The sequence below is a fragment of the Qipengyuania aquimaris genome, from assembly GCF_020171965.1.
GTDB classification, from domain to species: Bacteria; Pseudomonadota; Alphaproteobacteria; order Sphingomonadales; family Sphingomonadaceae; genus Qipengyuania; species Qipengyuania aquimaris_A.
On record NZ_JAIUZK010000002.1, the window covers coordinates 342,593 to 365,793 of the forward strand.

Annotated in this window: 35 protein-coding genes; 14 read left to right on the forward strand and 21 right to left on the reverse strand. The window is 62.0% G+C overall.

The genetic code is table 11. From position 1 onward, the window contains the following. Positions 1-76 precede the first annotated feature (76 nt). The 8 genes from grxD to leuC all read right to left on the reverse strand — a co-directional run bounded on the left by grxD (position 77) and on the right by leuC (position 5,195). Positions 77-409 (reverse strand): Grx4 family monothiol glutaredoxin, encoded by a 333-nt coding sequence (gene grxD, locus LCM24_RS09225; RefSeq protein WP_090481791.1) that lies wholly within the window; start codon positions 407-409, stop codon positions 77-79. Between the two features lie 41 nt (positions 410-450). After that, positions 451-684: a BolA/IbaG family iron-sulfur metabolism protein gene (locus LCM24_RS09230; protein WP_224803753.1), complete on the reverse strand. Its 234-nt coding sequence runs from the start codon at positions 682-684 to the stop codon at positions 451-453. Between the two features lie 4 nt (positions 685-688). Continuing rightward, entirely contained in the window at positions 689-1,015 is a 327-nt protein-coding gene (locus LCM24_RS09235; protein ID WP_224803754.1) for a DUF1476 domain-containing protein, read from the reverse strand. A 73-nt stretch (positions 1,016-1,088) separates the two neighbouring features. Then, positions 1,089-2,087: an NADPH:quinone oxidoreductase family protein gene (locus LCM24_RS09240; protein ID WP_224803755.1), complete on the reverse strand. Its 999-nt coding sequence runs from the start codon at positions 2,085-2,087 to the stop codon at positions 1,089-1,091. Then, positions 2,084-2,695 (reverse strand): 3-isopropylmalate dehydratase small subunit, encoded by a 612-nt coding sequence (gene leuD / locus LCM24_RS09245; RefSeq protein WP_224803756.1) that lies wholly within the window; start codon positions 2,693-2,695, stop codon positions 2,084-2,086. The genes LCM24_RS09240 and leuD overlap by 4 nt, the downstream gene beginning before the upstream one ends. Next, positions 2,695-3,537, reverse strand: a complete 843-nt coding sequence (locus tag LCM24_RS09250) for an N-acyl homoserine lactonase family protein (RefSeq protein WP_224803757.1) — start codon at positions 3,535-3,537, stop codon at positions 2,695-2,697. The genes leuD and LCM24_RS09250 overlap by 1 nt, the downstream gene beginning before the upstream one ends. 23 nt (positions 3,538-3,560) lie before the next feature. Beyond that, a complete protein-coding gene (locus LCM24_RS09255) occupies positions 3,561-3,719 on the reverse strand; it encodes an isopropylmalate isomerase (protein WP_090481808.1) in 159 nt (52 codons plus the stop codon). A 39-nt stretch (positions 3,720-3,758) separates the two neighbouring features. Next, on the reverse strand, positions 3,759-5,195 hold the full coding sequence (gene leuC / locus LCM24_RS09260) for a 3-isopropylmalate dehydratase large subunit (RefSeq protein ID WP_224803758.1): 1,437 nt from the start codon (positions 5,193-5,195) through the stop codon (positions 3,759-3,761). 93 nt (positions 5,196-5,288) lie between these two features. On the opposite strand from leuC, the gene LCM24_RS09265 reads away from it, so the two are divergent. Genes LCM24_RS09265 through LCM24_RS09275 form a run of 3 tightly spaced genes read left to right on the forward strand, consistent with a single transcriptional unit; the run spans position 5,289 to position 6,999 of the window. Beyond that, positions 5,289-5,684 carry an acyl-CoA thioesterase gene (locus LCM24_RS09265; RefSeq protein WP_090481811.1) on the forward strand — a complete coding sequence of 132 codons (396 nt, stop codon included), beginning with the start codon at positions 5,289-5,291 and terminating at the stop codon, positions 5,682-5,684. A gap of 56 nt (positions 5,685-5,740) precedes the next feature. Beyond that, positions 5,741-6,502 (forward strand): fatty acid desaturase, encoded by a 762-nt coding sequence (locus LCM24_RS09270; protein ID WP_224803759.1) that lies wholly within the window; start codon positions 5,741-5,743, stop codon positions 6,500-6,502. Then, positions 6,499-6,999 carry a sterol desaturase family protein gene (locus LCM24_RS09275; RefSeq protein ID WP_224803760.1) on the forward strand — a complete coding sequence of 167 codons (501 nt, stop codon included), beginning with the start codon at positions 6,499-6,501 and terminating at the stop codon, positions 6,997-6,999. Before LCM24_RS09270 ends, LCM24_RS09275 begins: the two co-directional genes overlap by 4 nt. Positions 7,000-7,036: 37 nt before the next feature. On the opposite strand, the gene LCM24_RS09280 is transcribed toward LCM24_RS09275, so the two are convergent. The 13 genes from LCM24_RS09280 to LCM24_RS09340 form a co-directional block, all read right to left on the reverse strand. Continuing rightward, positions 7,037-7,195 carry a YqaE/Pmp3 family membrane protein gene (locus tag LCM24_RS09280; protein ID WP_090481816.1) on the reverse strand — a complete coding sequence of 53 codons (159 nt, stop codon included), beginning with the start codon at positions 7,193-7,195 and terminating at the stop codon, positions 7,037-7,039. A gap of 80 nt (positions 7,196-7,275) precedes the next feature. Next, complete coding sequence (locus tag LCM24_RS09285; protein WP_224803761.1) at positions 7,276-7,626, reverse strand: YbaN family protein; 351 nt, start codon at positions 7,624-7,626, stop codon at positions 7,276-7,278. 1 nt (position 7,627) lies between these two features. Beyond that, on the reverse strand, positions 7,628-8,035 hold the full coding sequence (locus LCM24_RS09290) for a SufE family protein (RefSeq protein ID WP_224803762.1): 408 nt from the start codon (positions 8,033-8,035) through the stop codon (positions 7,628-7,630). A gap of 43 nt (positions 8,036-8,078) precedes the next feature. After that, positions 8,079-8,252, reverse strand: a complete 174-nt coding sequence (locus LCM24_RS09295) for a hypothetical protein (protein ID WP_177201893.1) — start codon at positions 8,250-8,252, stop codon at positions 8,079-8,081. Beyond that, positions 8,249-8,485, reverse strand: coding sequence for a hypothetical protein (locus tag LCM24_RS09300; protein WP_090481825.1), 237 nt, complete (start codon positions 8,483-8,485; stop codon positions 8,249-8,251). The genes LCM24_RS09295 and LCM24_RS09300 overlap by 4 nt, the downstream gene beginning before the upstream one ends. Positions 8,486-8,517: 32 nt before the next feature. Further along, positions 8,518-8,811 (reverse strand): hypothetical protein, encoded by a 294-nt coding sequence (locus tag LCM24_RS09305; protein WP_224803763.1) that lies wholly within the window; start codon positions 8,809-8,811, stop codon positions 8,518-8,520. After that, positions 8,808-9,122, reverse strand: a complete 315-nt coding sequence (locus LCM24_RS09310) for a hypothetical protein (protein ID WP_224803764.1) — start codon at positions 9,120-9,122, stop codon at positions 8,808-8,810. Before LCM24_RS09310 ends, LCM24_RS09305 begins: the two co-directional genes overlap by 4 nt. Further along, a complete protein-coding gene (locus tag LCM24_RS09315) occupies positions 9,122-9,430 on the reverse strand; it encodes a hypothetical protein (protein WP_224804928.1) in 309 nt (102 codons plus the stop codon). The genes LCM24_RS09310 and LCM24_RS09315 overlap by 1 nt, the downstream gene beginning before the upstream one ends. Further along, a complete protein-coding gene (locus LCM24_RS09320; RefSeq protein WP_224803765.1) occupies positions 9,430-9,735 on the reverse strand; it encodes a hypothetical protein in 306 nt (101 codons plus the stop codon). The genes LCM24_RS09315 and LCM24_RS09320 overlap by 1 nt, the downstream gene beginning before the upstream one ends. 24 nt (positions 9,736-9,759) lie before the next feature. Next, on the reverse strand, positions 9,760-10,134 hold the full coding sequence (gene pspC, locus LCM24_RS09325; RefSeq protein WP_090481839.1) for an envelope stress response membrane protein PspC: 375 nt from the start codon (positions 10,132-10,134) through the stop codon (positions 9,760-9,762). Next, positions 10,131-10,427, reverse strand: coding sequence for an envelope stress response membrane protein PspB (gene pspB / locus LCM24_RS09330; RefSeq protein WP_090481842.1), 297 nt, complete (start codon positions 10,425-10,427; stop codon positions 10,131-10,133). The genes pspC and pspB overlap by 4 nt, the downstream gene beginning before the upstream one ends. A 3-nt stretch (positions 10,428-10,430) precedes the next feature. Next, entirely contained in the window at positions 10,431-11,213 is a 783-nt protein-coding gene (pspA, locus tag LCM24_RS09335; protein WP_412093801.1) for a phage shock protein PspA, read from the reverse strand. An 86-nt stretch (positions 11,214-11,299) separates the two neighbouring features. Next, on the reverse strand, positions 11,300-11,452 hold the full coding sequence (locus LCM24_RS09340) for a hypothetical protein (protein ID WP_199800090.1): 153 nt from the start codon (positions 11,450-11,452) through the stop codon (positions 11,300-11,302). Between the two features lie 158 nt (positions 11,453-11,610). Here LCM24_RS09340 and pspF point away from each other — a divergent pair, with 158 nt between their 5' ends. The 11 genes from pspF (at position 11,611) to rbfA (ending at position 23,198) form a co-directional block, all read left to right on the forward strand. After that, positions 11,611-12,633 (forward strand): phage shock protein operon transcriptional activator, encoded by a 1,023-nt coding sequence (gene pspF / locus LCM24_RS09345; protein WP_224803767.1) that lies wholly within the window; start codon positions 11,611-11,613, stop codon positions 12,631-12,633. A gap of 205 nt (positions 12,634-12,838) precedes the next feature. Beyond that, positions 12,839-14,344 carry a type II secretion system protein GspD gene (locus LCM24_RS09350; RefSeq protein WP_224803768.1) on the forward strand — a complete coding sequence of 502 codons (1,506 nt, stop codon included), beginning with the start codon at positions 12,839-12,841 and terminating at the stop codon, positions 14,342-14,344. 265 nt (positions 14,345-14,609) lie between these two features. After that, positions 14,610-15,743, forward strand: a complete 1,134-nt coding sequence (locus tag LCM24_RS09355; RefSeq protein ID WP_224803769.1) for a S8 family serine peptidase — start codon at positions 14,610-14,612, stop codon at positions 15,741-15,743. 191 nt (positions 15,744-15,934) lie between these two features. Then, positions 15,935-16,492, forward strand: a complete 558-nt coding sequence (rimP, locus tag LCM24_RS09360; protein WP_224803770.1) for a ribosome maturation protein RimP — start codon at positions 15,935-15,937, stop codon at positions 16,490-16,492. Then, positions 16,492-18,159, forward strand: a complete 1,668-nt coding sequence (gene nusA, locus LCM24_RS09365) for a transcription termination factor NusA (protein WP_090481857.1) — start codon at positions 16,492-16,494, stop codon at positions 18,157-18,159. The genes rimP and nusA overlap by 1 nt, the downstream gene beginning before the upstream one ends. After that, positions 18,140-18,889, forward strand: a complete 750-nt coding sequence (locus LCM24_RS09370) for a DUF448 domain-containing protein (protein WP_224803771.1) — start codon at positions 18,140-18,142, stop codon at positions 18,887-18,889. The genes nusA and LCM24_RS09370 overlap by 20 nt, the downstream gene beginning before the upstream one ends. After that, complete coding sequence (infB, locus tag LCM24_RS09375; protein ID WP_224803772.1) at positions 18,886-21,402, forward strand: translation initiation factor IF-2; 2,517 nt, start codon at positions 18,886-18,888, stop codon at positions 21,400-21,402. The genes LCM24_RS09370 and infB overlap by 4 nt, the downstream gene beginning before the upstream one ends. A 14-nt stretch (positions 21,403-21,416) precedes the next feature. Continuing rightward, entirely contained in the window at positions 21,417-21,848 is a 432-nt protein-coding gene (locus LCM24_RS09380) for a PaaI family thioesterase (RefSeq protein WP_224803773.1), read from the forward strand. After that, complete coding sequence (locus LCM24_RS09385; protein ID WP_318247366.1) at positions 21,845-22,258, forward strand: PaaI family thioesterase; 414 nt, start codon at positions 21,845-21,847, stop codon at positions 22,256-22,258. Before LCM24_RS09380 ends, LCM24_RS09385 begins: the two co-directional genes overlap by 4 nt. Next, on the forward strand, positions 22,255-22,797 hold the full coding sequence (locus tag LCM24_RS09390) for a DUF1697 domain-containing protein (protein ID WP_224803774.1): 543 nt from the start codon (positions 22,255-22,257) through the stop codon (positions 22,795-22,797). The genes LCM24_RS09385 and LCM24_RS09390 overlap by 4 nt, the downstream gene beginning before the upstream one ends. Then, the gene (gene rbfA / locus LCM24_RS09395; RefSeq protein ID WP_224803775.1) at positions 22,797-23,198 is read left to right on the forward strand and encodes a 30S ribosome-binding factor RbfA; all 402 of its coding nucleotides are present in this window, start codon (positions 22,797-22,799) and stop codon (positions 23,196-23,198) included. The genes LCM24_RS09390 and rbfA overlap by 1 nt, the downstream gene beginning before the upstream one ends. Positions 23,199-23,201: the final 3 nt, after the last annotated feature.

The following is a 23,201-nucleotide window of genomic DNA, read 5'->3' on the forward strand; positions in this document are numbered from 1 at the left end:
CGCCTCACACCAAATAAAAAAGGCCCGCCTGGACGTCCCCCAGGCGGGCCTTACCCGTTTCAGAGCTGGTGAGTTTTCAGCTTTCGGCCTTGGCGACCTGCTTTTCGTCCATCATCTGCTGAAGCTCTCCGGCTTCGAACATTTCCATCATGATATCGCTGCCGCCGACGAATTCGCCTTTCACGTAAAGCTGCGGAATGGTCGGCCAGTCGGAGAAGGACTTTATGCCCTGGCGGATTTCCATGTCCTGCAGGACGTCGACGCTTTCATAGGCGACGCCGCAATGGTCGAGGATAGCGACCGCGCGATTGGAGAAGCCGCACTGCGGGAACAGCGGCGTGCCCTTCATGAAAAGGACGACGTCGTTACCGCCGACGAGATCGGAGATGCGTGAATTTACATCGGACATATGTGCCCTGCCTTTGTCTTTGACGTGAATCTGGTGAGGATTCAGGTGGGGGCTTGGGTGGTGAGTTGCAAGGCGTGGAGTTCGCCGCCCATCCGGCCACCAAGTGCGTCGTAAACCAGCTTGTGCTGTGCGACGCGCGTTCTGCCCGCAAATTGCGGGGCCGTGACCTTCGCCGCCCAATGGTCGTTATCGCCTGCAAGATCGCGCATTTCGACGACCGCGCCCGGAAGCGCCTCCTCGATCAGCGCGACAATGTCGTCTGCCTTCATCGGCATCGGATTACTTCTGGTCGCTCATGAACTGGCGGCGCGCCTCGACCGAGCATTCTTCCAGCTTGGCACGGATGTCGGATTCGCTGACATCGCAATCGGCAGCCGTCAGGTCGCCCAGCAGCTTGCGGATGACGTCTTCATCGCCGGCTTCCTCGAAATCCGCCTGGACGACGGCCTTCTTGTAGGCATCGGTCTCTTCTTCGGTCAGGCCCATCAGGCCGGCTGCCCATTCGCCCAGCAAGCGATTGCGGCGCGCGGCAATCTTGAATTCGGTTTCCTGGTCGAAGGCGAACTTGGATTCTTCGCCGCGTTCGCGATCCTTGAAGTCGGTCATGTCTATCCCCTTGGAAGAAGTTGCCTCCCGAATAGGTATCGGGAGGCAAAGGGGCAAGGGCGAGAACGCCCGATCAGTCCATTGTCACGACGAGTTTGCCGATCGCGCCGCGATTTTCCAGCTTGGCGATGGCTTCGTGCGCGCGCTCGATCGGATAGGTCTCGCTGACCAGCGGGTTGATCTTGCCTGCCTTCCAGAGGTCGAACAGTTCCGCGATGTTAGCGTTGTTGCGTTCCGGCTCGCGGGCCGTGAAAGCGCCCCAGAAAACGCCGCGGATGTCGCAGCTTTTCAGGAGCGTCAGGTTGAGCGGCATTTTCGCGATGCCTGCCGGGAAACCGATCACGAGGAAGCGGCCCTCCCAGGCGATCGAGCGCAAGGCCGGTTCGGAGTAATCGCCGCCGACAATGTCGTAGACGATGTCCGCGCCATTGGGGCCGACAGCGTCCTTGAACGCTTGTGCAAGTGCCTTGGACTGGTCCTTGTCGAATGGCGCGCGCGGATAGATCACCACTTCGTCGGCACCAGCTTTCTTGGCGACTTCGCCCTTTTCTTCGGTCGAGACGGCGGCGACGACGCGGCAGCCATAGGCCTTCGCCAGTTCGACCGCCGACAGACCGACACCGCCTGCCGCGCCGAGGACGAGGACGGTTTCGCCCTTCTTGATGTCGCCGCGATCCTTCAGGCCGTGGATGGTCGTGCCGTAGGTCATCAAGAGCGCGCTTGCCTGCACCAGATCGATGCCGTCGGGCACCTTGAAGAGGCGCGCAGCCGCAACGGCGACCTTTTCCTGCAGGCCTCCGTTACCGACCCCGCAGATGACCTTGTCGCCTACGGCAAACCCTTCGACGCCTTCGCCCAGCGCTTCGATGGTGCCGGAGATTTCGCCGCCCGGCGCGAAGGGGCGCGGCGGCTTGAACTGGTACATGTCGCGGATGATCAGGGTATCGGGAAAGTTGATCGCGCAGGCGGCAACGTCGATGAGGACCTCTCCCTTGCCGGGCGCGGGCGCTTCGATATCCTCCACCACAAGGGTTTCGGGACCGCCCGTTTCCTTCGACAATACTGCTTTCATGCTGCGTCTCTCCGATATGATTGTGGCGCATCGAGCCAGGGGAGGCTGCCAGCGCGCGATTGTTCGTGTGTCTCGATAGCCTCGTCGCGCTTCAGCGTGAGGCCGATTTCGTCCAGCCCTTCCAGCATGCAATGCTTGCGGAACGGGTCGATCTCGAACGAGAAACGATCCTGGTAGGGCGTTGTCACAACCTGGTTTTCGAGGTCCAGCGTGATGGGATCGGTCTTTGCCACTTCCAGCAGGCGGTCGACCTGTTCCTGCGGCAATTCGACGGCGAGGATGCCGTTCTTGAATGCGTTTCCGGCAAAAATGTCCGAGAAACTCGGCGCAATCACGGCGCGAAGTCCCATGTCGAGCATTGCCCACGCTGCGTGTTCGCGGCTGGAGCCGCAACCGAAATTGTCTCCCGCAATAAGGATCGGAGCACCCGCGAAATCTTCGACATCGAAAGGGTTGCCGGGAGCCTGTCTGATCGTCTCGAACGCGCCCTTGCCAAGCCCTTCGCGGCTGACGGTCTTGAGCCAGTGGGCAGGGATGATCACGTCGGTATCGACGTTCTTGAGGCCGAGCGGAATGGCACGGCCGTTAATGACAGTCACCTTGTCCATTACTTTGCCGACCCGGGAAATGCGGGGAGACGGCTTACGTGACGCGGATCGTGCTGGATCACTACGGTCGCGTCGAGGTTTTCGGCCATCTGGTCGAAGCGGTGGAAAGAGGCGAGCGTATCCGCGCGGTTGGTGTTGAACGCGGGCACGCCGCGGTTCGTTACCTGCTCCTCGAAGTGATAGAGATCGCCGGTCAGCATGACGTTCCCGGTCTCGGGAAGGCGGACCAGCAGGACCGAATGGCCGGGCGTGTGGCCGGGCATGCCCTTGATGACAACCGAACCGTCACCGAACACATCGTGGTCCGATGCGACGTGTATTGTTTCTCCCTCGGCACCTTCAGCAAGCCAGGGCGCGAGCTGCGCCCGGGTCGCTTCCATCGCGCCCGAGGTAACTGCTTCTGCATCGCCGCGGCCGATCAGCAGGGTTGCGCCCGCAAACTCGGCAGCCTGCCCGATATGGTCATCGTGGTAATGGCTGACGCCCACAAAATCGACGTCGTCAGGGGCGAGGCCGATTTCGGCCAGTTGTTCGGCGATGGTCTTTCCGACGCTGAGCGTGAAGACCATTTGCGTCACGCTGGTGCCCTTCAACGCAGAAGGCAGGCCGGCATCCCACAGCAGGTAATTCTCGCCATTACGGACGAGGTAGCAGCTGTCGGTGAGCGTGCGCGGTTCGCCGTCGTAAAGGTGGGTATCGGAGAAGGGGCCCGCATCGCTCAGTTCGATGGTGCCGCAATCCAGACGCCACAGTTCCACGTCGGCTGCGTCCTGCGCGCTTGCCGGGGCGGCGATGCCCAGGGCGAGCGCTGCGGCCGCCAGGGCGGTTCTGGTCTTTGTCATGCGGGCTCCTTGCGCTTGGGCGATCAGTCCGTTTCGGGGTTTTCCCCCGAAGGGATCGGGCCGGGCTGGTTCGGCTGGTTTTTCTTTTCGCGGCGCTTGTTCGCATAGAGCAGCGCGGCGGCGATAGCGGCCGATCCGATCGCACCTGCGATAGCGGCCTTGCCTTTGGGGAGTTTGGTCATGGCAGTCTCATGGATGGGAGAGCGGGGAAGGGCAAGACCCTACCCGCCCGATAGCTTCCTCACGTCGACGAGGTGACCGGCAACCGCTGCGGCTGCTGCCATCGCAGGGCTCATCAAATGGGTGCGTGCGCCCGGACCCTGGCGGCCCACGAAATTGCGGTTGCTGGTCGACGCGCAGCGTTCGCCCGGCGGTACCTTGTCGGGGTTCATGGCAAGGCAGGCGGAACAGCCCGGCTCACGCCATTCGAAACCGGCATCGGTGAAAATGCGGTCCAGTCCTTCGTCTTCGGCCTGTTGCTTCACGAGGCCGGATCCGGGCACGGCGATGGCCCAGCGCACATTTGCGGCCTTGGTACGGCCCTTTAGGACCGCTGCGGCAGCACGCAAATCCTCGATCCGGCTGTTGGTGCATGAGCCGATGAAAACATTCTCGATCGCGACATCTTCCAGCGGTGTGCCGGGTTCGAGGCCCATGTAATCGAGGCTCTTGCGCGCAGCGTCCTGCTTGGAAGGATCCGCGAAGGAATCGGGCGAGGGGACCGTATCGCCAATCGCCACCACATCTTCCGGACTGGTGCCCCAACTGACCGTGGGCTCGATATCGGCAGCGTCGATGACAACGCTCTTGTCGAAGACCGCGCCTTCGTCGGTGGCGAGCGAGCGCCACCATTCCACCGCGCGATCCCAATCCTCGCCTTTGGGGGCATAGGGTCGACCTTCGAGATAGCGAAAGACCGTGTCGTCGGGCGCGATGATCCCGGCACGGGCGCCACCCTCGATGCTCATGTTGCAGACGGTGAGGCGTCCCTCGACGCTCATCTCTTCGAAGACTTTGCCGCGATATTCGATGACATGGCCGGTCCCGCCCGCGGTCCCGATCACGCCGATGATATGCAGGATAAGGTCCTTGGGGGTAACGCCGGGGGAGAGAGCGCCTTCGACGCGCACTTCCATGCTTTTCGACTGACGCAGCAGGAGCGTCTGGGTGGCCAGCACGTGTTCGACCTCGCTTGTGCCGATGCCGAAGGCCAGCGCGCCGATCCCTCCGTGGGCCGCCGTATGACTGTCGCCGCACACGATCGTCGCGCCGGGCAGGGAGAAGCCCTGTTCTGGGCCGACGACGTGGACGATGCCCTGTTCGCGCGCGACGGCATCGATGTAGCGGATACCGAATTCGGGCGCGTTCTTCTCCAGCGCCGCCAATTGCGCCGCGCTTTGCGGATCGGCAATCGGGAGGCGCGATCCATCGGCTGCCAGGCGCGCCGTGGTGGGCACGTTGTGGTCGGGGACCGCGAGGGTCAGGTCGGGACGGCGAACCTTTCGCCCGGCAACCCGCAGTGCCTCGAACGCCTGTGGGCTGGTGACTTCGTGCACCAGATGCCGGTCGATATAGACAAGGCAGGTGCCGTCGTCCTGGCGTTCGACGACGTGGGCGTCCCAGATCTTTTCGTAGAGTGTGCGCGGTTTGCTGGCCATTTCGCGCACAGGTTTGCGGCAGGAATGTCACGGGCGCAAAATGGCAAATCCAGAGTCTTCCAAAGTTAACCTTTCCGTGCTTTACTGACACTCATGTCAGCAAAACCATTCGCCTTTCCGATCCGCGTGATTCCCGCCGATATCGATTTCATGGGTCACGTGAACAATGCGCGCTATCTCAATTGGGTACAGGACGCGGTCCTTGCCCATTGGAACAAGATCGCGCCTGCGGAAGAAGTGGCGAGCAAGGCGTGGGTGGCGCTCAAGCACGAGATTACCTATCGCAAACCGGCATTCCTCGATGACGAGGTTATCGCCAGCACCGTGCTCGAAAAGGTGCAGGGTGCGCGGGCCTTCTACTCCACCGTGATCCAGCGCGGGGAAGAGGTGCTCGCCGAAGTGAAAAGCGCTTGGTGCTGCATCGATTCCGAAACGCTGCGTCCCGCACGCTTGCGCGAGGAAGTGACCAAGTTCTTCTTCAAGGACTGAGCCTAGCCTGCGCGAACCGCTTGTCCTGAGCGGTCGGTACAGGGTACAACCGCTGCATGGGCGCATCCCCGAACATGACAACCGGCAACGGGCGGCAGGCCGCGATCGGCCTTGCGCTGGCTTTCGCCATTTTCGCAGGCTGGCTGTCGCTTCACCTCTTCGCCATGTTCGTGTTCGAGCTCACCTGGCAGACGCTCCCACTCGCTCTGGCGATGGCGGTCGTGCAGTGCTGGCTGTCGGTCGGCCTTTTCATCGTCAGCCATGATGCGATGCACGGATCGCTCGCGCCGGGCGGCGGGCGGCTCAACGGGTTGATCGGCGGAGCGCTGCTGTTTCTCTATGCAGGGTTCGGCTGGCGCAAGATGCGCGATGCTCACTTCGCGCACCACAAGGCTCCGGGCACTGTGGACGATCCCGATTTTAGCGCCGACCACCCGACGCGGTTCTGGCCGTGGTACGGCACCTTCCTGAAACGCTATTTCGGCTGGCAGTCGGTGCTGTTCGTCAGCAGCGTGGTGACGATATACTGGGCCGTATTCTCCATATCGGCCCTCAAGATCGTGCTGCTCTACGGGGCACCCGCAATCGCTTCCTCGTTGCAGCTGTTCTACTTCGGCACCTATCGCCCACATCGACACGACGACGTCGGCTTTGCCGACCGGCACAATGCACGCAGCGATGGCTTCTCAAGCCTTGCATCGCTCGCCAGCTGTTTCCATTTCGGCTATCATCACGAACACCACCTCGCGCCGCATGTCCCATGGTGGGGCCTGCCCCGCGCCAGAAAGACCATGTCGCTGCCAGAGATTTCCAAGTGAGCATTCCCGCCATCCTCCTTACTGTTTTCCTGTCGATCGCCGGGATGGAGCTGTTTGCCTGGTGGGCGCACAAATACATCATGCACGGATGGGGCTGGGGCTGGCACCGCGACCATCACGAACCGCATGACAATGTCCTGGAAAAGAACGATCTCTACGCGGTGACGTTCGGCACCATCGTCTTCGCGATGTTCGCCGTCGGTTATGTCTGGTCGGACCTCTTGTGGTGGATTGCCTTCGGGATCACCTGCTATGGCCTCATCTACACCTTCGTTCACGACGGGCTGGTGCATCAGCGCTATTTTCGCTGGGTGCCCAAGAAAGGCTACGCCAAGCGGCTGGTCCAGGCGCACAAGCTGCACCATGCGACCATCGGCAAGGAAGGCGGGGTGAGCTTCGGTTTCGTCCTTGCGCGCGATCCGGCCAAGCTGAAGGCTGAACTCAAGCGCCAGAAGGAAGCGGGTATCGCCACCGTACGCGAAAGCGCCGGAGCCTGAGGCCCCGGCGCTTCGTTTTCTAGTCGGTCTGTGCCGCTTAGCGGGCGTAGTTCACATACAGGCCGTGGATCAGTCCCGGGATAAAGCCCAGCAGGGTCAGCACGACATTGAGCAACGTGGTGCCGCCGAGCCCATGCTTGGCAGCGACGCCGAGCGGGGGAAGCAGGATCGTGGCGATGAGAATGAGAATTGCCATTTGAGAGTGTTCCTTTCGGTCGACCCTCCCATCCGTATGTTACCCTAACGGACTGAATTGCATCGCGTTCCTGAAAGCGCCTATTCGTTTCGAGTGGCGATCCAGGTCCCGGCGATCACGAGAATGGCGATGGAAATGTAGTACCAGGGTGCTCCCAACGTATACCAGGTGACGACAGCGCCCGTCGCCATGGCACCGATCGCCATTGTCTTTGCCCTGCGGCTGATTGCGCGGCGCTCACGCCAGTCGCGCACCTGGGGCCCCCACGTCGGGTGATCAAGGATTTTCTGTTCGAGCTCCGGGCTGGAGCGGGCGAAGAAATAGACCGCCAGCAACAGGAATGGCACTGTCGGCATGATCGGGAGAAACGCCCCGATGGCCCCCAGTCCGACGAACAGGAAACCACATGCGCGATAGATGTGGCGCCGCATTCTAGGAGGCCGCGATCCGGGCGGCATGCTCCTGCACGAGCGCGATCATGTTGGGCACACCTTGCGTGCGGTTGCTGGAGAGCTGGTTCTTGAGATCGAAGGGATCGAGAGCGGCAGCGATGTCCATCTGCGCCACCTCGCGGGCCGGCTTGTCCTGGACGGCCGAGATCACGAGAGCCACGATACCCTTGGTGATTGCGGCATTGCTGTCGGCCAGGAAATGCAGCTGGTCGGCATTGCCCGTCGGATAGACCCAGACCGCCGCCGAACATCCGCGCACAAGCGTGGCGTCGGTCTTGAGGGGATCGGGCATGGGTTCGAGATCCCGCCCGAGTTCGATCAGCAGGCGATACCGCTCGTCGCCTTCGAGGAAGTCGTATTCTTCGGCAATGTCATCGAGTGAACGCATGGCGGCGGCATCTAGCCAGCTATTCGGGCGGCGTCCATTGCGCTCAGCCGACCAGCCCTCCCGGGCGGGTGAATGCGTAGTAAATCACATAGAACCAGCCGAAAAATCCCTGGAGGATCGCCCACAGGATGGATTCGTGCTGGCTCCAGCTGATGGCGACGGCGATCGCGCTGCCCAGGCCGATACCGGCCTGCGCTGCATTGTTGGTCGCGCTCACAGGTCGACCCCGCTGGCAATCGCCTCGAGCTTCTTGATCCGCTCGCGCAGGTCCGCAAGTTCGATGCGCGCTGCCCCCATGGCGCTTCCCGTGTCCTCGCGGGCAGGTGCATCATGATCGAGCTGGCTACGCTTGAACTCGATCCAGTCGTGCCATGCCCTCAGCAGGGCGCCGGCAACGATGACCAGGCCGATCAACGCGGCGCCTGCAATAATGAGTGTCGGTTCGAACATTTCCCCATGTCCTCCTTGAACCCGGATGGTCCTCAGTTGTCCTTTTCGACCTGCTTGTCGCGCAGGGCTTCGATCTCGGCGGAAATCCGCCGCGTTTCTTTCGCGTCGAGCGAATTGCCGTCGGTGGCGATGCGCTCCAGCACCTTAATGCGTTCGCGCAGGTCTTCGAGTTCACGCTGGGCCGCAGGATCGTCCTTCGACTCGGCGAATTTTTCGTTCCCCATGTAATCGCGCGTGATGCCTTTCTCCGACCGGTACTTGGCCTTGAACACCTCTGCGATCGCAATCACGAGGACGATCAAAAAAATGGCGGTCCAGAAGCTCATCGCGCTGCCTCGTTCGCCGGGGTGCGGTCCTCGATTGCGTGGAGGTCGCGAAGCTCGTCGATCTGCGAAGCCAAGGCGTGATTGCTGTCGGTCGCGATGCGTTCGAGAACGCGGAGGCGTTCTTCGATCTTGCTGTAATCGCCGTTGGAGTAGCGTGCCTCCTGGGCCTTCGCCTCGGCTTCTCGCACCTTGAGCTCTGCACGGCGTTCTTCATGCTCGACCTGGCGCCGATGGATGAGAATACCGGTGGTCATGGCCAGCAGCGCCGCAATCAGGACGAAGCCGAAAATCAGAAACAGGTTCGGATCCATCAGTTCGCCTCCGACTTGTCGCGAAGACGGTCGATCTCGTTGGTCAGGTGATAGCCGCTGTCGGTTACAATGCGCTCGACATTGCCGAGGCGGTCTTTCAGCGAACCCAGTTCGGCGCGCAGTTCGGCGTTTTCCTGGGTGAGCAGCTTGACCCGCTCCACCGCCTGGTCATTCTTGGGATAGACCGACTTGCCCCAGCTGTTCTCCAGCGGATAGCCGTTCTTAATTCGCAACCAGGTTGTTGCCACCCAGCCGCCCGTCATGATGGCCACACCGGCGATGATTGCGGTTTCGGTGAAGAATTCCATCATGCTTTCTCCCTGTTCAGCGTCCCCAATGGAACGCCGGTGCCTTCGTCATCGACGCGGCGCTGGTCGCGCAGGGCTTCGATCTGGGTGGCGACATCGTATCCCTTGTCGGTCACGATCCGCTCGAGCACCTGAACGCGGTCTTCGAGTTGCTGCACCTTGCTGGCGTATTGCGCCGCCTGTTCGGCAGTAGCCTGCGCGGTAGTCTGGACATTCATCTCGGCGAGCTTTTGCTGGTGCTTGGTCCAGATCGCGACGATCGGGATGCTCAGCGCCAGGATCGGTATCAAAAGCGCGGGATCCATATTTCCTCTCCCCTCGGCCCGGCTTTAGCGCAGGCGCTCGATTTCGGCCGTGAGGCGCGGATTGTTGCTGACGTAGAAGGTTTCGACGTCGGCGAGGCGGCGGTCGATATCCTTCATCTTGCCGCGGATTTCGCGGGCCGTACGCTTCGGGTTCTGCCGTACGCCCTGCCAGTACTTCTGTTCGGCAGGCTCGGAGTAGAGATGCGCGGGCTTCTTGTTTAGCAGGATGCCGGCAACGAAGTACGCGAGGATCGGCCAGCCCATCGAGACGGCCAGGATCAGGAAGCCCAAGCGGATCCACAGGGCGTTGACGCCGGTGTAATCCGCGATGCCGGAGAGAACCCCCATGAACTTCGCATTCTGCTTGTCACGATAGAGAGTGGTGCGGGGGGAGTTCACTTTGCTGCTCCTTTTTTCTCGGCAATCAGCTGTTCGAGTTCGCGCAGCTGTTCATTGTCCTGCTCGCTGTCATGGACGAGGCGGGCGGGGCGGAATTCGGGGTTGTCGGAAGCGACGAGCCGCTCGACAGTGTCCATCCGGTCATCGAGGCGCTTGGCGAGATTGTAGAGCTCTTCCAGCAGCGCTTCATCATCGGTGGTGATGGTGGCGGACGTCTTCCACTTCGTGATGTAGTGCAGGACGATCCACGGGAGGGCGATGAAGATCGCCACGATTGCAAAAATCTCGTCCATGGATCAGTCCTCCTTCTTCGCGTCGGACTTGCCGAGCGCTTTCTTCATCTGTTCAAGTTCATCGTCGATCGCATCGGCGCCTTCGAGCGCGGCAATCTCGTCGGAAAGGCTCGGCTGCTTGCTGCCATCGGAGATGGACAGCGCTTCGGCGCGGCCTTCGGCATAGTCGACGCGGCGTTCGAGCTGGTCGAAGCGGCTGAGCGCATCGTCGACGCGGTCTTCGGTCATCAGGCTGCGCAGCTTGACCCGGTTCTCCGCGCTTTCCAGGCGGGCGGCGATCGCAGTCTGGCGGCTGCGGGCTTCGCGCAGGCGGTTCTGCAGCTTCTGGATGTCCTGCTCGTAAGCGCGCAGCGCGTCGTCGAGCACGGAGATCTCCTGCTTGAGCTGGTCGCTCATGTCGGCAGCCTTCTTCTTCTCGACGAGGGCTGCGCGGGCGAGATCTTCGCGATCCTTCGATAGCGCGAGGGCCGCCTTTTCGCCCCAGTCGGCCTGGAGCTTGTCCAGCTTGACCGTGTGACGGTGCATTTCCTTCTGGTCCGCGATCGTGCGTGCCGCGCTCGCGCGGACTTCCACCAGAGTTTCCTCCATCTCGAGGATGATCATGCGGATCATCTTCTGCGGATCATCCGCCTTGTCGAGCATGTCGTTGAAATTGGCGGCGACGATATCGCGGGTTCTGCTGAAAATGCCCATCAAGGGTGCTCCGGTTGAGAAAAATTCGTTGATCTTCGTATTCACTGTTTCGGGATTGGTCCAATCTCTTGCGCGCTGCGCTTCGCGATCGATCCGTGCAAGGCGCTTGCCGTGCGGTTTGGGGGGACGGGCCGAAGCGTCGGGACTAGTGCGCTCCGGCCCGAGGGGGGTATTGTCGGTCACGCGATTTCTACCTGTTCGTAGGATGCGACGACCGCGACCGGGCTGGTCAGGGAAATCTGCGAGCTCAGCACGACGAAGGCCGTCATGGCCGCGATGCTGGCAAGGGCAGCTTGTCCGAGCTGGGTCTGGAAGAATTTGCGGTCGTACATGATTGTCCTCCCTGGACTGGAATTCGTTGTTGTCCTGTGTTCAGCAAAGGGCGTGCCAAAATGCACAAACTATTGAAAATACGTGGCTTTGCATTTTTCGACAAACAGCATCGTGGCGGGTATTGCCAACCCTTGGGAAAATTCCCTATCTATTGGCCATGGAGCGGGAAAATCAGTTTATCGGGCAGTCCGGCGCTTTCCTCGACGCGGTCGAGCGCACCAGCCGTGCTGCGCCTATGCGACGCCCCGTGCTGGTCATCGGGGAGCGCGGGACCGGCAAGGAACTGATCGCCGAGCGCCTGCATCGCCTGTCCACTCGTTGGGACGAGCCGCTCGTCACCATGAACTGCGCCGCCTTGCCCGAAACGCTCATCGAAGCTGAGCTGTTCGGTCACGAGGCCGGAGCCTTTACCGGTGCTACCAAACAACGGGCCGGAAGGTTCGAGGAAGCCGACAAGGGTACTCTGTTCCTCGACGAACTGGGCACTTTGTCGATGGGCGCACAAGAGCGGCTGCTGAGGGCGGTCGAATATGGCGAAGTCACGCGGATCGGTTCGTCGCGACCCATGCGTGTGGATGTAAGGATCGTGGCAGCGACCAACGAAGACCTCCCGGCCAAGGCAGAGCGCGGGGAGTTTCGTGCCGACCTACTCGACCGGCTCAGTTTCGAGGTCATCACGCTTCCTCCCCTGCGTGTGCGCGAAGGGGATATCGGTGTGCTGGCGGACTATTTCGGCCGCCGCATGGGCGCAGAGCTCGGCTGGGAAGCCTGGCCGGGCTTTGCCGAGCATGTCGCGAAGGAGCTGGAAGAGCATCCCTGGCCCGGCAATGTGCGCGAACTGCGCAATGTGGTCGAGCGCGCGGTCTATCGCTGGGATGATTGGGACACGCCTATCGGCCATGTCCAGTTCGACCCATTCGACAGCCCCTGGAAGCCGATCTCGCCGACGACACCGACGAAGGAGCCGGCCCAGCAGTCCGCGCAGCCCGCCGCCCAGGTCGCGCCTGATCTCGACCAGGTCGAAGACCTAAAGGCTGCGGTGGACCAGCACGAACGCACGATCCTCGAGCACGCGCTCGGCAAGCATCGCTGGAACCAGCGGCAGACGGCCAAGGCCCTGAGTCTCAGCTACGATCAGTTGCGCCATGCGATCAAGAAGCATGGATTGATGGAAGAGTAATCCGTCCGGCTGGTCCCGCTCATCCTGTCGCAAACCGGCCACAGGCGGGGGAATATTCCGAAAACCCTATTGCCGCGCGGGCAATGTTCGATATGCCTGCACCCAGGGACTGGGAATTTTTCGAATAATGATGGCGGTTCACGCCCGGGTCGCAGGGCACCGTATACCTTTTGCCATTCTGGCGTTGCTTGCAGCGATTGCAGCCGTGTGGCCGCTCGCCACCGCTTCGGCACAGGTCGTGCCCTCCGTTCTGGAAGAAGTGCGGCTGGTTTCGGAAGATGAGGGCGCGGCAACCTTCATGCTGCGCTTTTCGCCCGCCGAACCGCGCGTAGCGACCATCGACAAGAACCCCACCAGACCAGAACTTGTCATGGCAACGACGCTCAAGGTCGGTCGGGTGCCCGACCGGCAAAGCTATCGCGGCCTCGTGCGCTCCCTGCAATTCGTGACCGAAGGCAGCAGCCTCGTCCTCAGGTTCGACACGGCGCGCCCTTCGCGCATCCGGGCCGAGCAGATGGGCAACAACGCGGTTCAAGTGCGCGTCGAGATGGTGAGCGACGAGGAAACGATCGGCACACGCCCGATCGGCTCGGATGGCGAAGAGGTGGTGCCGCAGCAGGAATTGCAGCGCGGGCCGGTCGACAGTTACCAGCCCGGCGATTCCTACGAGCTGGTGTTCCTAAAATATGCCGACGTGTCGGAGATCGTCGGCCTGCTCGCCGAAGGGGCGGAGATCGCGCCCAACGATGTCTTCATCCGCCGTGAGCCCGGTTTCGGGTCTCCCGGCGCGAACCAGTCGACCAGCTACATAGGCGCGCCACAGCAGGCCGAGCGCGACGACCAGCCGCTGGGACAGAATGTCGGCAACGGCCTCGCGGTGGACCGCCGCCTCAACGCGATCTGGATTACCGGCACGCCCGAGCGGATCGAGCGGGTTAAGCGCCAGATCGAACTGATCGACGTCCCGGTGGACAGCGTGATCCTGGAAACGCAGTTCGTGGAGCTGACCGAGAACGGCGCGCGCAATCTCGGAATCGATTTCACCAATTCCAATGGGCAGATCGCCGTCGGCAATCTGGCGACCGGCGGCTTCTTGCCGTTCGGGGTCGATCCCAATGACGTCCTGCCTTCCGGTCAATTGCAGGCCGCAATCTATGCGCAGATACAAAAGGGCGAGGGGCGCATCGTCTCGCGCCCGAGGATCGCTGCGCAAAGCGGTTCTACGGCCAAGATAATCACGGGCGATGCCCTGCCGATCCTCACCTCGATCCAGCTGTCGGGCGTGAACGGCGTGTCCCAGCAGGTCCAGTATGTGAACGTCGGCGTCACGCTGCAGATTGCCCCGCGCGTGAGCACGGACGGGTACATCACCTCGAAGATCTATGGCGTCGTGTCGAGTGTGACGGGCTTCAGCCAGGGCTATCCCACTATCAGCCAGCGGGAGGCGGAGACCAGCGCTTCGGTGCGTGACGGAGAAACCTTCGTTATCGGCGGCCTGACGCAGGAAAACGTCCTGACGACCAAGTCGAAGATCCCGCTTCTCGGTGACATACCGCTGATCGGTGCAGCTTTCCGCAACGAGCGGTCCACAAGCACCACTACCGAATTGTACATCGTCATCACGCCAAGGATCGTGCGCCATCGCCGGTTCGAACAACGCGATGCAAATAACGAATTAGAAACACAAGCTTCGGGGGAGATCGAAGAGTAGGGTCGCACGCCTCGCAGAAGGCGCTCGTCAAGTAAAAAGTACTCTGGATTTGGCTCGTTGGAAATGCTTCCGACGATAATACTTTTCGGCCTAAATCAAAGTGGAGATCAATTCGTCTCCTAAATGCAACAATTTGTCGATAAAGCCGAAATTTACTATTTTTCTTAGTTCTGACCCTCTCGACAGGTCTTTTCATCCGGTTACACCTCCAACCCATCAGTCCAGCACGGGTCGCGTGCTGCTGAGACTTTTGGAGGGATTATTCATGAAAGCTAAGACTCTGGCCGTGCTCGCGGCTCTTCCTATGCTGGCTGTCGCCGCACCGGCCCAAGCGAAGGCGGGCGAAAAGATCGCCAACAGCTACATTTGCGTATTCGACAAGTCGGTTTCGCGCGGCAATGCCAAGGCAGAAGCCAATCGCGCCGCCCAGGCCAGTGCTGCCCAGGTAAAGCACGTCTACTCGGTCGCCCTGCGCGGTTTTGCGGTCAATGCCGCTCCGCAGGCAATCGAGAACATGAAGCGCAACAATCCCAACATCGCCTATTGCGAGCAGGACCAGGTCGTCACCGCTATCCAGGTTCGCGCAATGGCTCCGGGTGCGAAGAAGGGTAAGCCGGGCGGTAACGGCGGCGGTGCGCAGCCTCCGCAGGAAACGCCCTGGGGTATCGCCCGCGTCGGCGGCGGTGCGCCCGGCAACTTCGCTACCGCATGGGTCATCGATAGCGGGATCGAACTCGACCATCCCGATCTCAATGTCGACGTAGCGCGTTCGCGCAGCTTCGTGCGCGGCGATGCAGGCGACCAGAACGGCCACGGTACTCACGTCGCCGGCACGATCGCGGCAGTCGACAACAACATCGGCGTGATCGGCGTCGCACCGGGCGCTCCGGTTGTTGCAGTGCGCGTTCTCGACCGTCGCGGTTCGGGTTCGAACTCGGGCGTGATTGCGGGCATCGACTATGTCGCGCAGTACGGCCAGCCGGGCGATGTTGCCAACATGAGCCTCGGCGGCGGTGTCAGCACCGCGCTCGACCAGGCAGTCATCAATGCTGCGGCTGGCGGCGTTCGCTTCGCGATTGCTGCGGGTAACGAGCGCGACCACGCGAACAACCACTCGCCGGCGCGTGCAAACGGCCCGAACGTCTACACGATTTCCTCGTTCGCGATCGGCGACAACTGGTCGAGCTTCTCGAACTACGGCAACCCGCCGGTCGATTACGCAGAGCCGGGTTCGTCGATCAAGTCGACCTGGACCGGTGGCGGCTACAACACCATTAGCGGCACATCGATGGCGACCCCGCACTTCGCCGGCATCCTGCTTCAGGGCAATGTCGGCAATGGCGGCCGCGTCAATGGCGATCCGGACGGCAATCCGGACGTGATCGGCGTAGTCAACTAAGTCGACCCACGCAGTCAAAAAGGGGAGGGGTCCGGTGTCGTGCCGGGCCCCTTTTCTTATTTCTTGCTTTTTGAGGGACTCGCACCTATCTCCCCTCGCATCCCGACATTGTCGCAACTTTGAAGGGCTGGCGCCGAAAGGGGCCGGCACCGAACCCCGTTGTCGCAATGCAAGTCCGAACCGGAGTATGAATGGCCGATATCGACCGCTTGACCGAAGTCATCGAACCCGAAGCGAATGCGCTGGGTTTCGATCTCGTGCGCGTCAAGATGATGCCGTCCGAAGCCGGTGATGGCGGGATGGCATTGCAGATCATGGCCGAAGACCCGGCGACGGGCCAGCTGGTGATCGAACAATGCGCCGCGCTCTCGCGCCGCGTCTCCGACCGGATCGACGAGCTGGAAGAGCAGGGCGACGTGCTGGTCGAAGGTGCCTATCACCTCGAAGTCAGCTCGCCCGGTATCGACCGTCCGCTGACCCGTCCCAAGGATTTTGCCAACTGGGCCGGACACGAAGCCAAGATCTCCATGGACAATGGCTTCGACGGCCAGCGCACCTACAAGGGCGAATTGAAGGGCATTGAAGGCGATGAGGTTCTCATCGTGGATGCCAAGGCGGGCGAGGTACGTCTCGACCGCCACCAGATCCATTCGGCAAAGCTCGTCTTGACCGACGCGCTCATTGCCGCCACCCAGCCGCTCGATACGAGCGGTGCCGACGACATCGAAGAAGAAAAGGCAGACGACTGATGGCCAGTGCCATTTCCGCCAACAAGGCTGAACTCCTCGCGATTGCAAATGCCGTCGCATCGGAAAAGATGATCGACAAATCCATCGTGATCGAAGCGATGGAAGAGGCGATCCAGAAGTCTGCCCGCAACCGCTACGGTGCAGAAAACGATATCCGTGCAAAGCTCGACCCGCAGACCGGCGACCTTCGCCTGTGGCGTGTCGTCGAGGTCGTCGAAGAAGTGGAAGACTACTTCAAGCAGGTCGATCTCAAGGCTGCGCAGAAGCTGGAGAAGGACGCCAAGATCGGCGACTTCATCGTCGATCCCCTGCCCCCGGTCGATCTCGGCCGCATCGACGCGCAGTCGGCCAAGCAGGTGATCTTCCAGAAGGTCCGCGATGCCGAGCGTGAGCGTCAGTACGAAGAATTCAAGGATCGCGCAGGCGAAGTCATCACCGGCGTCATCAAGTCGGTCGAATTCGGCCACGTGATCGTCAATCTCGGCCGCGCCGAAGGCGTCATCCGCCGCGACCAGCAGATCCCGCGTGAAGCCGCCCGTGTCGGCGAGCGTGTCCGTGCGCTCATCACCAAGGTGGAGCGTAACAACCGCGGCCCGCAGATCTTCCTCAGCCGTGCGCACCCCGATTTCATGCGCAAGCTGTTCGCGCAGGAAGTGCCCGAAATCTACGACGGCATCATCGAGATCAAGGCCGCTGCCCGCGATCCGGGCAGCCGCGCCAAGATCGGCGTCATCAGCCATGACAGCAGCATCGACCCCGTCGGCGCCTGCGTCGGCATGAAGGGTAGCCGCGTCCAGGCCGTCGTGCAGGAACTGCAGGGCGAGAAGATCGACATTATCCCGTGGAGCGATGACGGCGCGACCTTCATCGTGAACGCGCTCCAGCCGGCCACCGTCAGCCGCGTCGTGCTCGACGAGGAAGACGGTCGCATCGAAGTCGTCGTGCCCGACGACCAGCTTTCGCTGGCCATTGGCCGCCGCGGCCAGAACGTGCGTCTCGCCAGCCAGCTGACCGGCAACCAGATCGACATCATGACCGAGGAAGAAGCCTCGGAGAAGCGCCAGAAGGAATTCGCCGAGCGCTCGAACATGTTCGAAGCCGAACTGGACGTCGACGAAACGCTTTCGCAGCTGCTGGTTGCCGAAGGTTTCGCGGACCTGGAAGAAGTCGCTTACGTCGAGCTGGAAGAGCTCGCGAGCATCGAAGGCTTCGACGAGGAGCTGGCGGAAGAACTCCAGAACCGCGCCAAGGAAGCACTCGATCGCCAGGAAGCTGCGCACCGCGAGGCACGCCGCGAATTGGGTGTCGAAGACGACCTTGCCGAACTGCCGCACATGACCGAAGCGATGCTCGTCACGCTCGGCAAGGCAGGTCTCAAGACGCTCGACGATGTCGCCGATCTTGCGACCGACGAACTGATCGCCAAGCGGCGTGAGGCACCGCGTCGCCGGAACAACAATCCGGACGGCCCGCCGATGCGCCGTGATCGCCCCCAGCGCGAAGCCGACAAGGGCGGCGTGCTCGGCGAATACGGCCTGACCGAAGAGCAGGGCAACGAGATCATCATGGCTGCCCGCGCGCACTGGTTCGAAGACGAAGAGGAAGCTCCGGCTGCTGCCGAGACGACCGACACGCAGGAGGCCGCCGATGCGGACTCCACCCAATGAGCGCCTGAGCCCCGACATCGCTGAAGTCTCGCGGCCCCGTAAACCGGAGCCCGAGCGGCGCTGCGTGCTGACCGGCGAAACCGGTTCGCGCGATGCGCTGGTGCGCCTCGCCGTCTCGCCTTCGGGTCTTGTCCTGCCTGACGCGCAGGAGAAAGCGCCGGGGCGCGGGGCCTGGGTATGCAGCGACCGTGCCGCGATCGAAGAGGCGTTTGCGAATGGCAAGCTGAAGGGCGGGCTGTCGCGCGCATTCAAGACGGGCGATCTCGAGATACCGGAAAATCTGCCCGCGAAGATAGAAGATGCCCTGACCCGTGTATTTCTCGACCGGCTGGGTCTCGAAATGCGCGTCGGAGCGCTTATCTTGGGTACGCAACGCATTGCCGAGACCGCCCGTAACGGAGGTGTGGCGCTGTTGCTGCATGCCAGCGATGCGAGCGAGGACGGGCGCAAGAAGCTGGACCAGGCCTGGCGCGTCGGCAGCGATGCCGAAGGGTCGGGAATGCGAGGGTGGACACTCCCACTGGACCGTGACGCACTGTCTGTGGCATTGGGCCGCGACAATGTCGTCCATTTCGCTTTGGCCGACGATGCATCGGCCGCAAGGATACGCAAACCCTTGATGCGCCTCATGCATTACCAGGGGCTCACTATCCCGGCCGACGATGGGCGTGCCTCTACGCGCGCCGAAGACGATACGAACGATACGCAGAAGAGAAACGAGCAAGAATGAGCGACGAAGAGAAAAAACCTGCCCGCAAGCCGCTGACCCTGAAGGGTGCTCAGCCGGGCGAGGTCAAGCAGACCTTCAGCCACGGTCGCACCAACAAGGTTGCGGTCGAGGTGAAGCGCCGCCGCAAGCTCGTCAAACCCGGCGAGGCGGCTCCTGCCCCCGCGCCTGCACCGGCTCCCGAACCGGAAGCGGCCCCTGCGCCCGCTCCCGCGCCCGCAGCCAAGAAGCCTGCGGCCAAGAAGCCCGCTGCCGATGCCGAAACGCCGCAGGAACGCGTCGCTCGCCTCCAGCGCGAGGCCGAGGAAGAGCGCCTGAAGCTGGCGGAAGAAGCGCGCAAGCGCGAAGAGCAGCAGGCGAAGAAGGCTGCCGAAGACGAGAAAAAGCGCGCCGAAGACAACCGCAAGGCCGAGGAAGAAGCGGCCAAGCAGGCGAAGAAGGCTGCCAAGGAAGCTCCGGCCGAGACCGCAGCGGAAGAAGCTGCGCCTTCCGAAGAAGCAGCGGAAGCTACCCCGACCCCGGCTGCGCGCAAGTTCACGCCCGTGAAGCGTCCGGAAATCAAGAAGCCGGAACGCAAAAAGAAGGACGAAAAGCCCGCGCGCACCGCAGAAAAGCCGGACAAGCGGCGTTCGGGCAAGCTTTCCGTCAACAAGGCGCTCAACGAGGACGAAGGCCGCCGTGCACGCAGCCTCGCCGCGCTCAAGCGTGCGCGTGAAAAGGAACGTCGCCTGCAGGGTGGCGGTTCGAACAAGCCGCGTGAAAAGCAGGTCCGCGACGTCGTGGTCCCGGAAGCGATCACCGTCGGCGAGCTGGCCAAGCGCATGGGCGAGAAGGGTGCCGACCTCGTGAAGGAGCTCTTCAATCTCGACATGATGGTCACCGTCAACCAGACGATCGACCAGGATACGGCGGAACTGCTCGTCGAACAGTTCGGCCACAATATCCAGAAGGTGTCGGAAGCCGATGTCGACATCGCAGCCGAAGAGGATGTCGATCCGGAAGACACGCTGAAGCCGCGTCCTCCAGTCGTCACCATCATGGGACATGTCGACCACGGCAAGACCAGCCTGCTCGACGCGCTTCGCGGCGCAAACGTGGTGAAGGGTGAAGCCGGCGGCATTACGCAGCACATCGGCAGCTACCAGGTGAAGACCAAGGGCGGTGATGAAATCACCTTCCTCGACACGCCGGGCCACGCCGCTTTCACCGAAATGCGTCAGCGCGGTGCCAATGTGACCGATATCGTGGTCCTGGTGGTCGCTGCCGATGACGGCATCATGCCGCAGACGATCGAGGCCATCAATCACACCAAGGCTGCGGGCGTCCCGATGATCGTGGCGATCAACAAGATGGACAAGCCGGAAGCCAATCCGGACAACATCCGCAATCGCCTGCTCGAACATGAAGTCATCGTCGAGAAGCTGTCCGGCGATGTGCAGGACGTGGAAATCTCCGCCAAGGAGAAGACCGGTCTCGACGAACTGCTCGAGAAGATTGCGTTGCAGGCCGAACTGCTCGAACTGAAGGCGAACCCCGATCGCATGGCGGAAGCCACCGTGATCGAGGCCCAGCTCGACAAGGGACGCGGCCCGGTTGCGACCGTGCTCATCACGCGCGGTACGCTGGAGCGTGGCAACACCTTCGTCGTCGGCACCGAAAGTGGCCGTGTGCGTGCGATCGTCAACGATCAGGGCAAGCAGATCAAGAAGGCCGGTCCTTCTATGCCTGTCGAAGTCCTGGGTCTCGGCGGCGTGCCGAGCGCAGGCGACGTGCTGACCGTGGTCGAGAACGAACAGCGTGCCCGGGAAGTGGCCGAATATCGTCAGGAAAAGGCGACCGAGAAGCGCACCGCGCTTGCTCCGACCAGCTTCGACACGATGTTCAACAACCTCACTGCGAATGTCATCGAATTCCCCGTACTGGTGAAGGCCGATGTGCAGGGTTCGGTCGAGGCGATCACGACTGCGCTGCACAACCTTTCCAACGACGAGATCAAGGTCCGCGTCCTGCATGCAGGCGTTGGCGCGATCACAGAAAGCGACGTGTCGCTGGCAGCTGCCTCAAATGCGCCGATTATCGGCTTCAACGTGCGTCCGAATGCGAAGGCACGTGAGCTGGTGAAGCGCGATGGCGTGGAGATGAAGTATTACGACGTCATCTACCACCTGACCGAGGAGATCGCGAAGGAGATGGCAGGCGAGCTTGGTCCGGAGCGGATCGAGAACGTCGTCGGCCGTGCCGCAGTCAAGGAAGTGTTCCGCTCGGGCAAGAAGGACAAGGCCGCCGGCCTGCTGGTCGAGGAAGGCGTCATTCGCAAGGGGCTGCACGCCCGTCTCACGCGCGACGACGTCATCGTCTCAGCCACGACCATCGCTTCGCTGCGCCGTTTCAAGGACGACGTGGACGAAGTCCGCGCCGGTCTCGAATGCGGTGTGGTCCTTGCCGACACCAACGACATCCAGCCGGGCGACCAGCTCGAGGTGTTCGAGGTCGAGGAGCGTGAACGCACGCTGTGAAGGAGCGCGAGTGAATGGCTAGGATTTACGAAGGCCAGCGCTCGCCCTCTGCCGAGCTGATGGGATCCGAGTTCGTCTCTTTCGATGAGGAAAGGGGCGAACTTACCACGCGCTTTACCCCGCCGCCGAGCTTCGCGTCCCCGCGGGGCGCGGTGCAGGGCGGACTGATCGCAGGTTTTCTGGACGAGGTCATGGGGGGCGCACTGCTCGCCGTGACTCAGGCGAAGTTCGGCGAAGAAGGCATTCGCCTGCCGCTCAATCTCGATATGAATTTGACCTTCCTGCGCATGGTCCCCCTCGAACCCATTACGGCCAAGGGGCGGGTGGTAAAGGCAGGCAAACGCGTCGCCTATCTTGAGGGCGAACTGCTCGATAGCGAGGGACAAGTCCTGGCGCGGGCCACATCCACTGCGCTTCCGACACCCCTGCCGGGCCGCGAGACGTGAACGAAAGACAGCATAATCGGGACGCGGCCCATGCGGACCTGATGGGCGTCGAGTTTGACAGCTTTGACGCGGAGCGTGAGGAGATCACGCTCCGCTTCACTGCACCCGACAGCTTCATCACGCCGCGTGGCACCGTGCAGGGCGGACTGGTCGCGGGCTTCCTCGACGAAGCCATGGGCTGGGCGCATGTCTGGGCCACCGACCACGTGGAAGCACCGCTCAACCTCGACATTACCATGACGCTGATCCGGCCCGTGATGGCTGGGCCGCTGATCGGCAAGGGCCGCGTAATCAAGCGCGGTCGCCGTGTAATCTATCTCGAGGGTGAGTTGTTCGACGACGCGGGCAACCTGCTAGCGCGTTCGACCAGCACCGCCATTCCGACACCGCGCCCCGGCAGCGAGGCATGAGCACTCGCATTGCACTGCTCGGCAGCATCAATATCGGCGGCAACCGCATCAAGATGGCGGACTTGCGCGATCGCATGAGCGCCCGTGGCTTCGGTGAAGTCGAAACTGTGGCAGCCAGCGGGAACGTCATCCTGAGCAGCGAGGAAGAAGAAGAGGTGCTTCGCGGCCGGATCGCCCGGCTGATCGAGGAAGAATTCGGCATCACCGGCTTCGTCGTCGTGCGGACAGTCGAAGAGGTTCGCTCTGCCATCGATGACAATCCGTTTCACGGCGAAGGTTCGGACAAGATGGTGCACACCATCTTCCTGCCGCAGCAACCCGTGGCGGGTGGTTTCGAGGCATTGCTCGAAGCGCACCGAGATCGCGGGGCGGAACGACTCGCGCTGGGGGACCGCGTGCTCTATCTCGACTATGTGGACGGGGTCGGTGTTTCCGATCTCACCGGCCGTTTTATCGAGAAGCGGCTCGGCTGCCGAGGCACGGCACGGAACATGACCTCGCTCAAACGCATTCTGGCAAAAATGGAAGAGTTCGCCTGATGGCCAAGCACCAGCAATCGACACCCGAACAGCAATCCGTTCGCGTCCTCAAGGTCGGCGAGCGGGTGCGGCATATCTTGTCCGAACTTCTTGCACGCGGCGAAGCGCATGACGACGTGCTGCGCGCATCGAACATCGCCGTGACCGAGGTGCGGATGACGCCGGACCTCAGGAATGCGAAGGCTTACGTGAAACCCTTGCTCGGCCAGGATGAGGCGGCCGTGTTGAAGGCATTGCGCACGAACACCGCATTCTTCCAGAAGGAAGTGGCCAAGCGCCTCGGTCTAAAATTCGCGCCCAAGCTTTCTTTCCAGCCCGACGAAAGCTTCGACGAGGCGGACCGGATCGAACAGCTCCTGTCCGACCCCAAGGTCGCGCGCGACCTCGGGGAAGAAGAGTAGGGC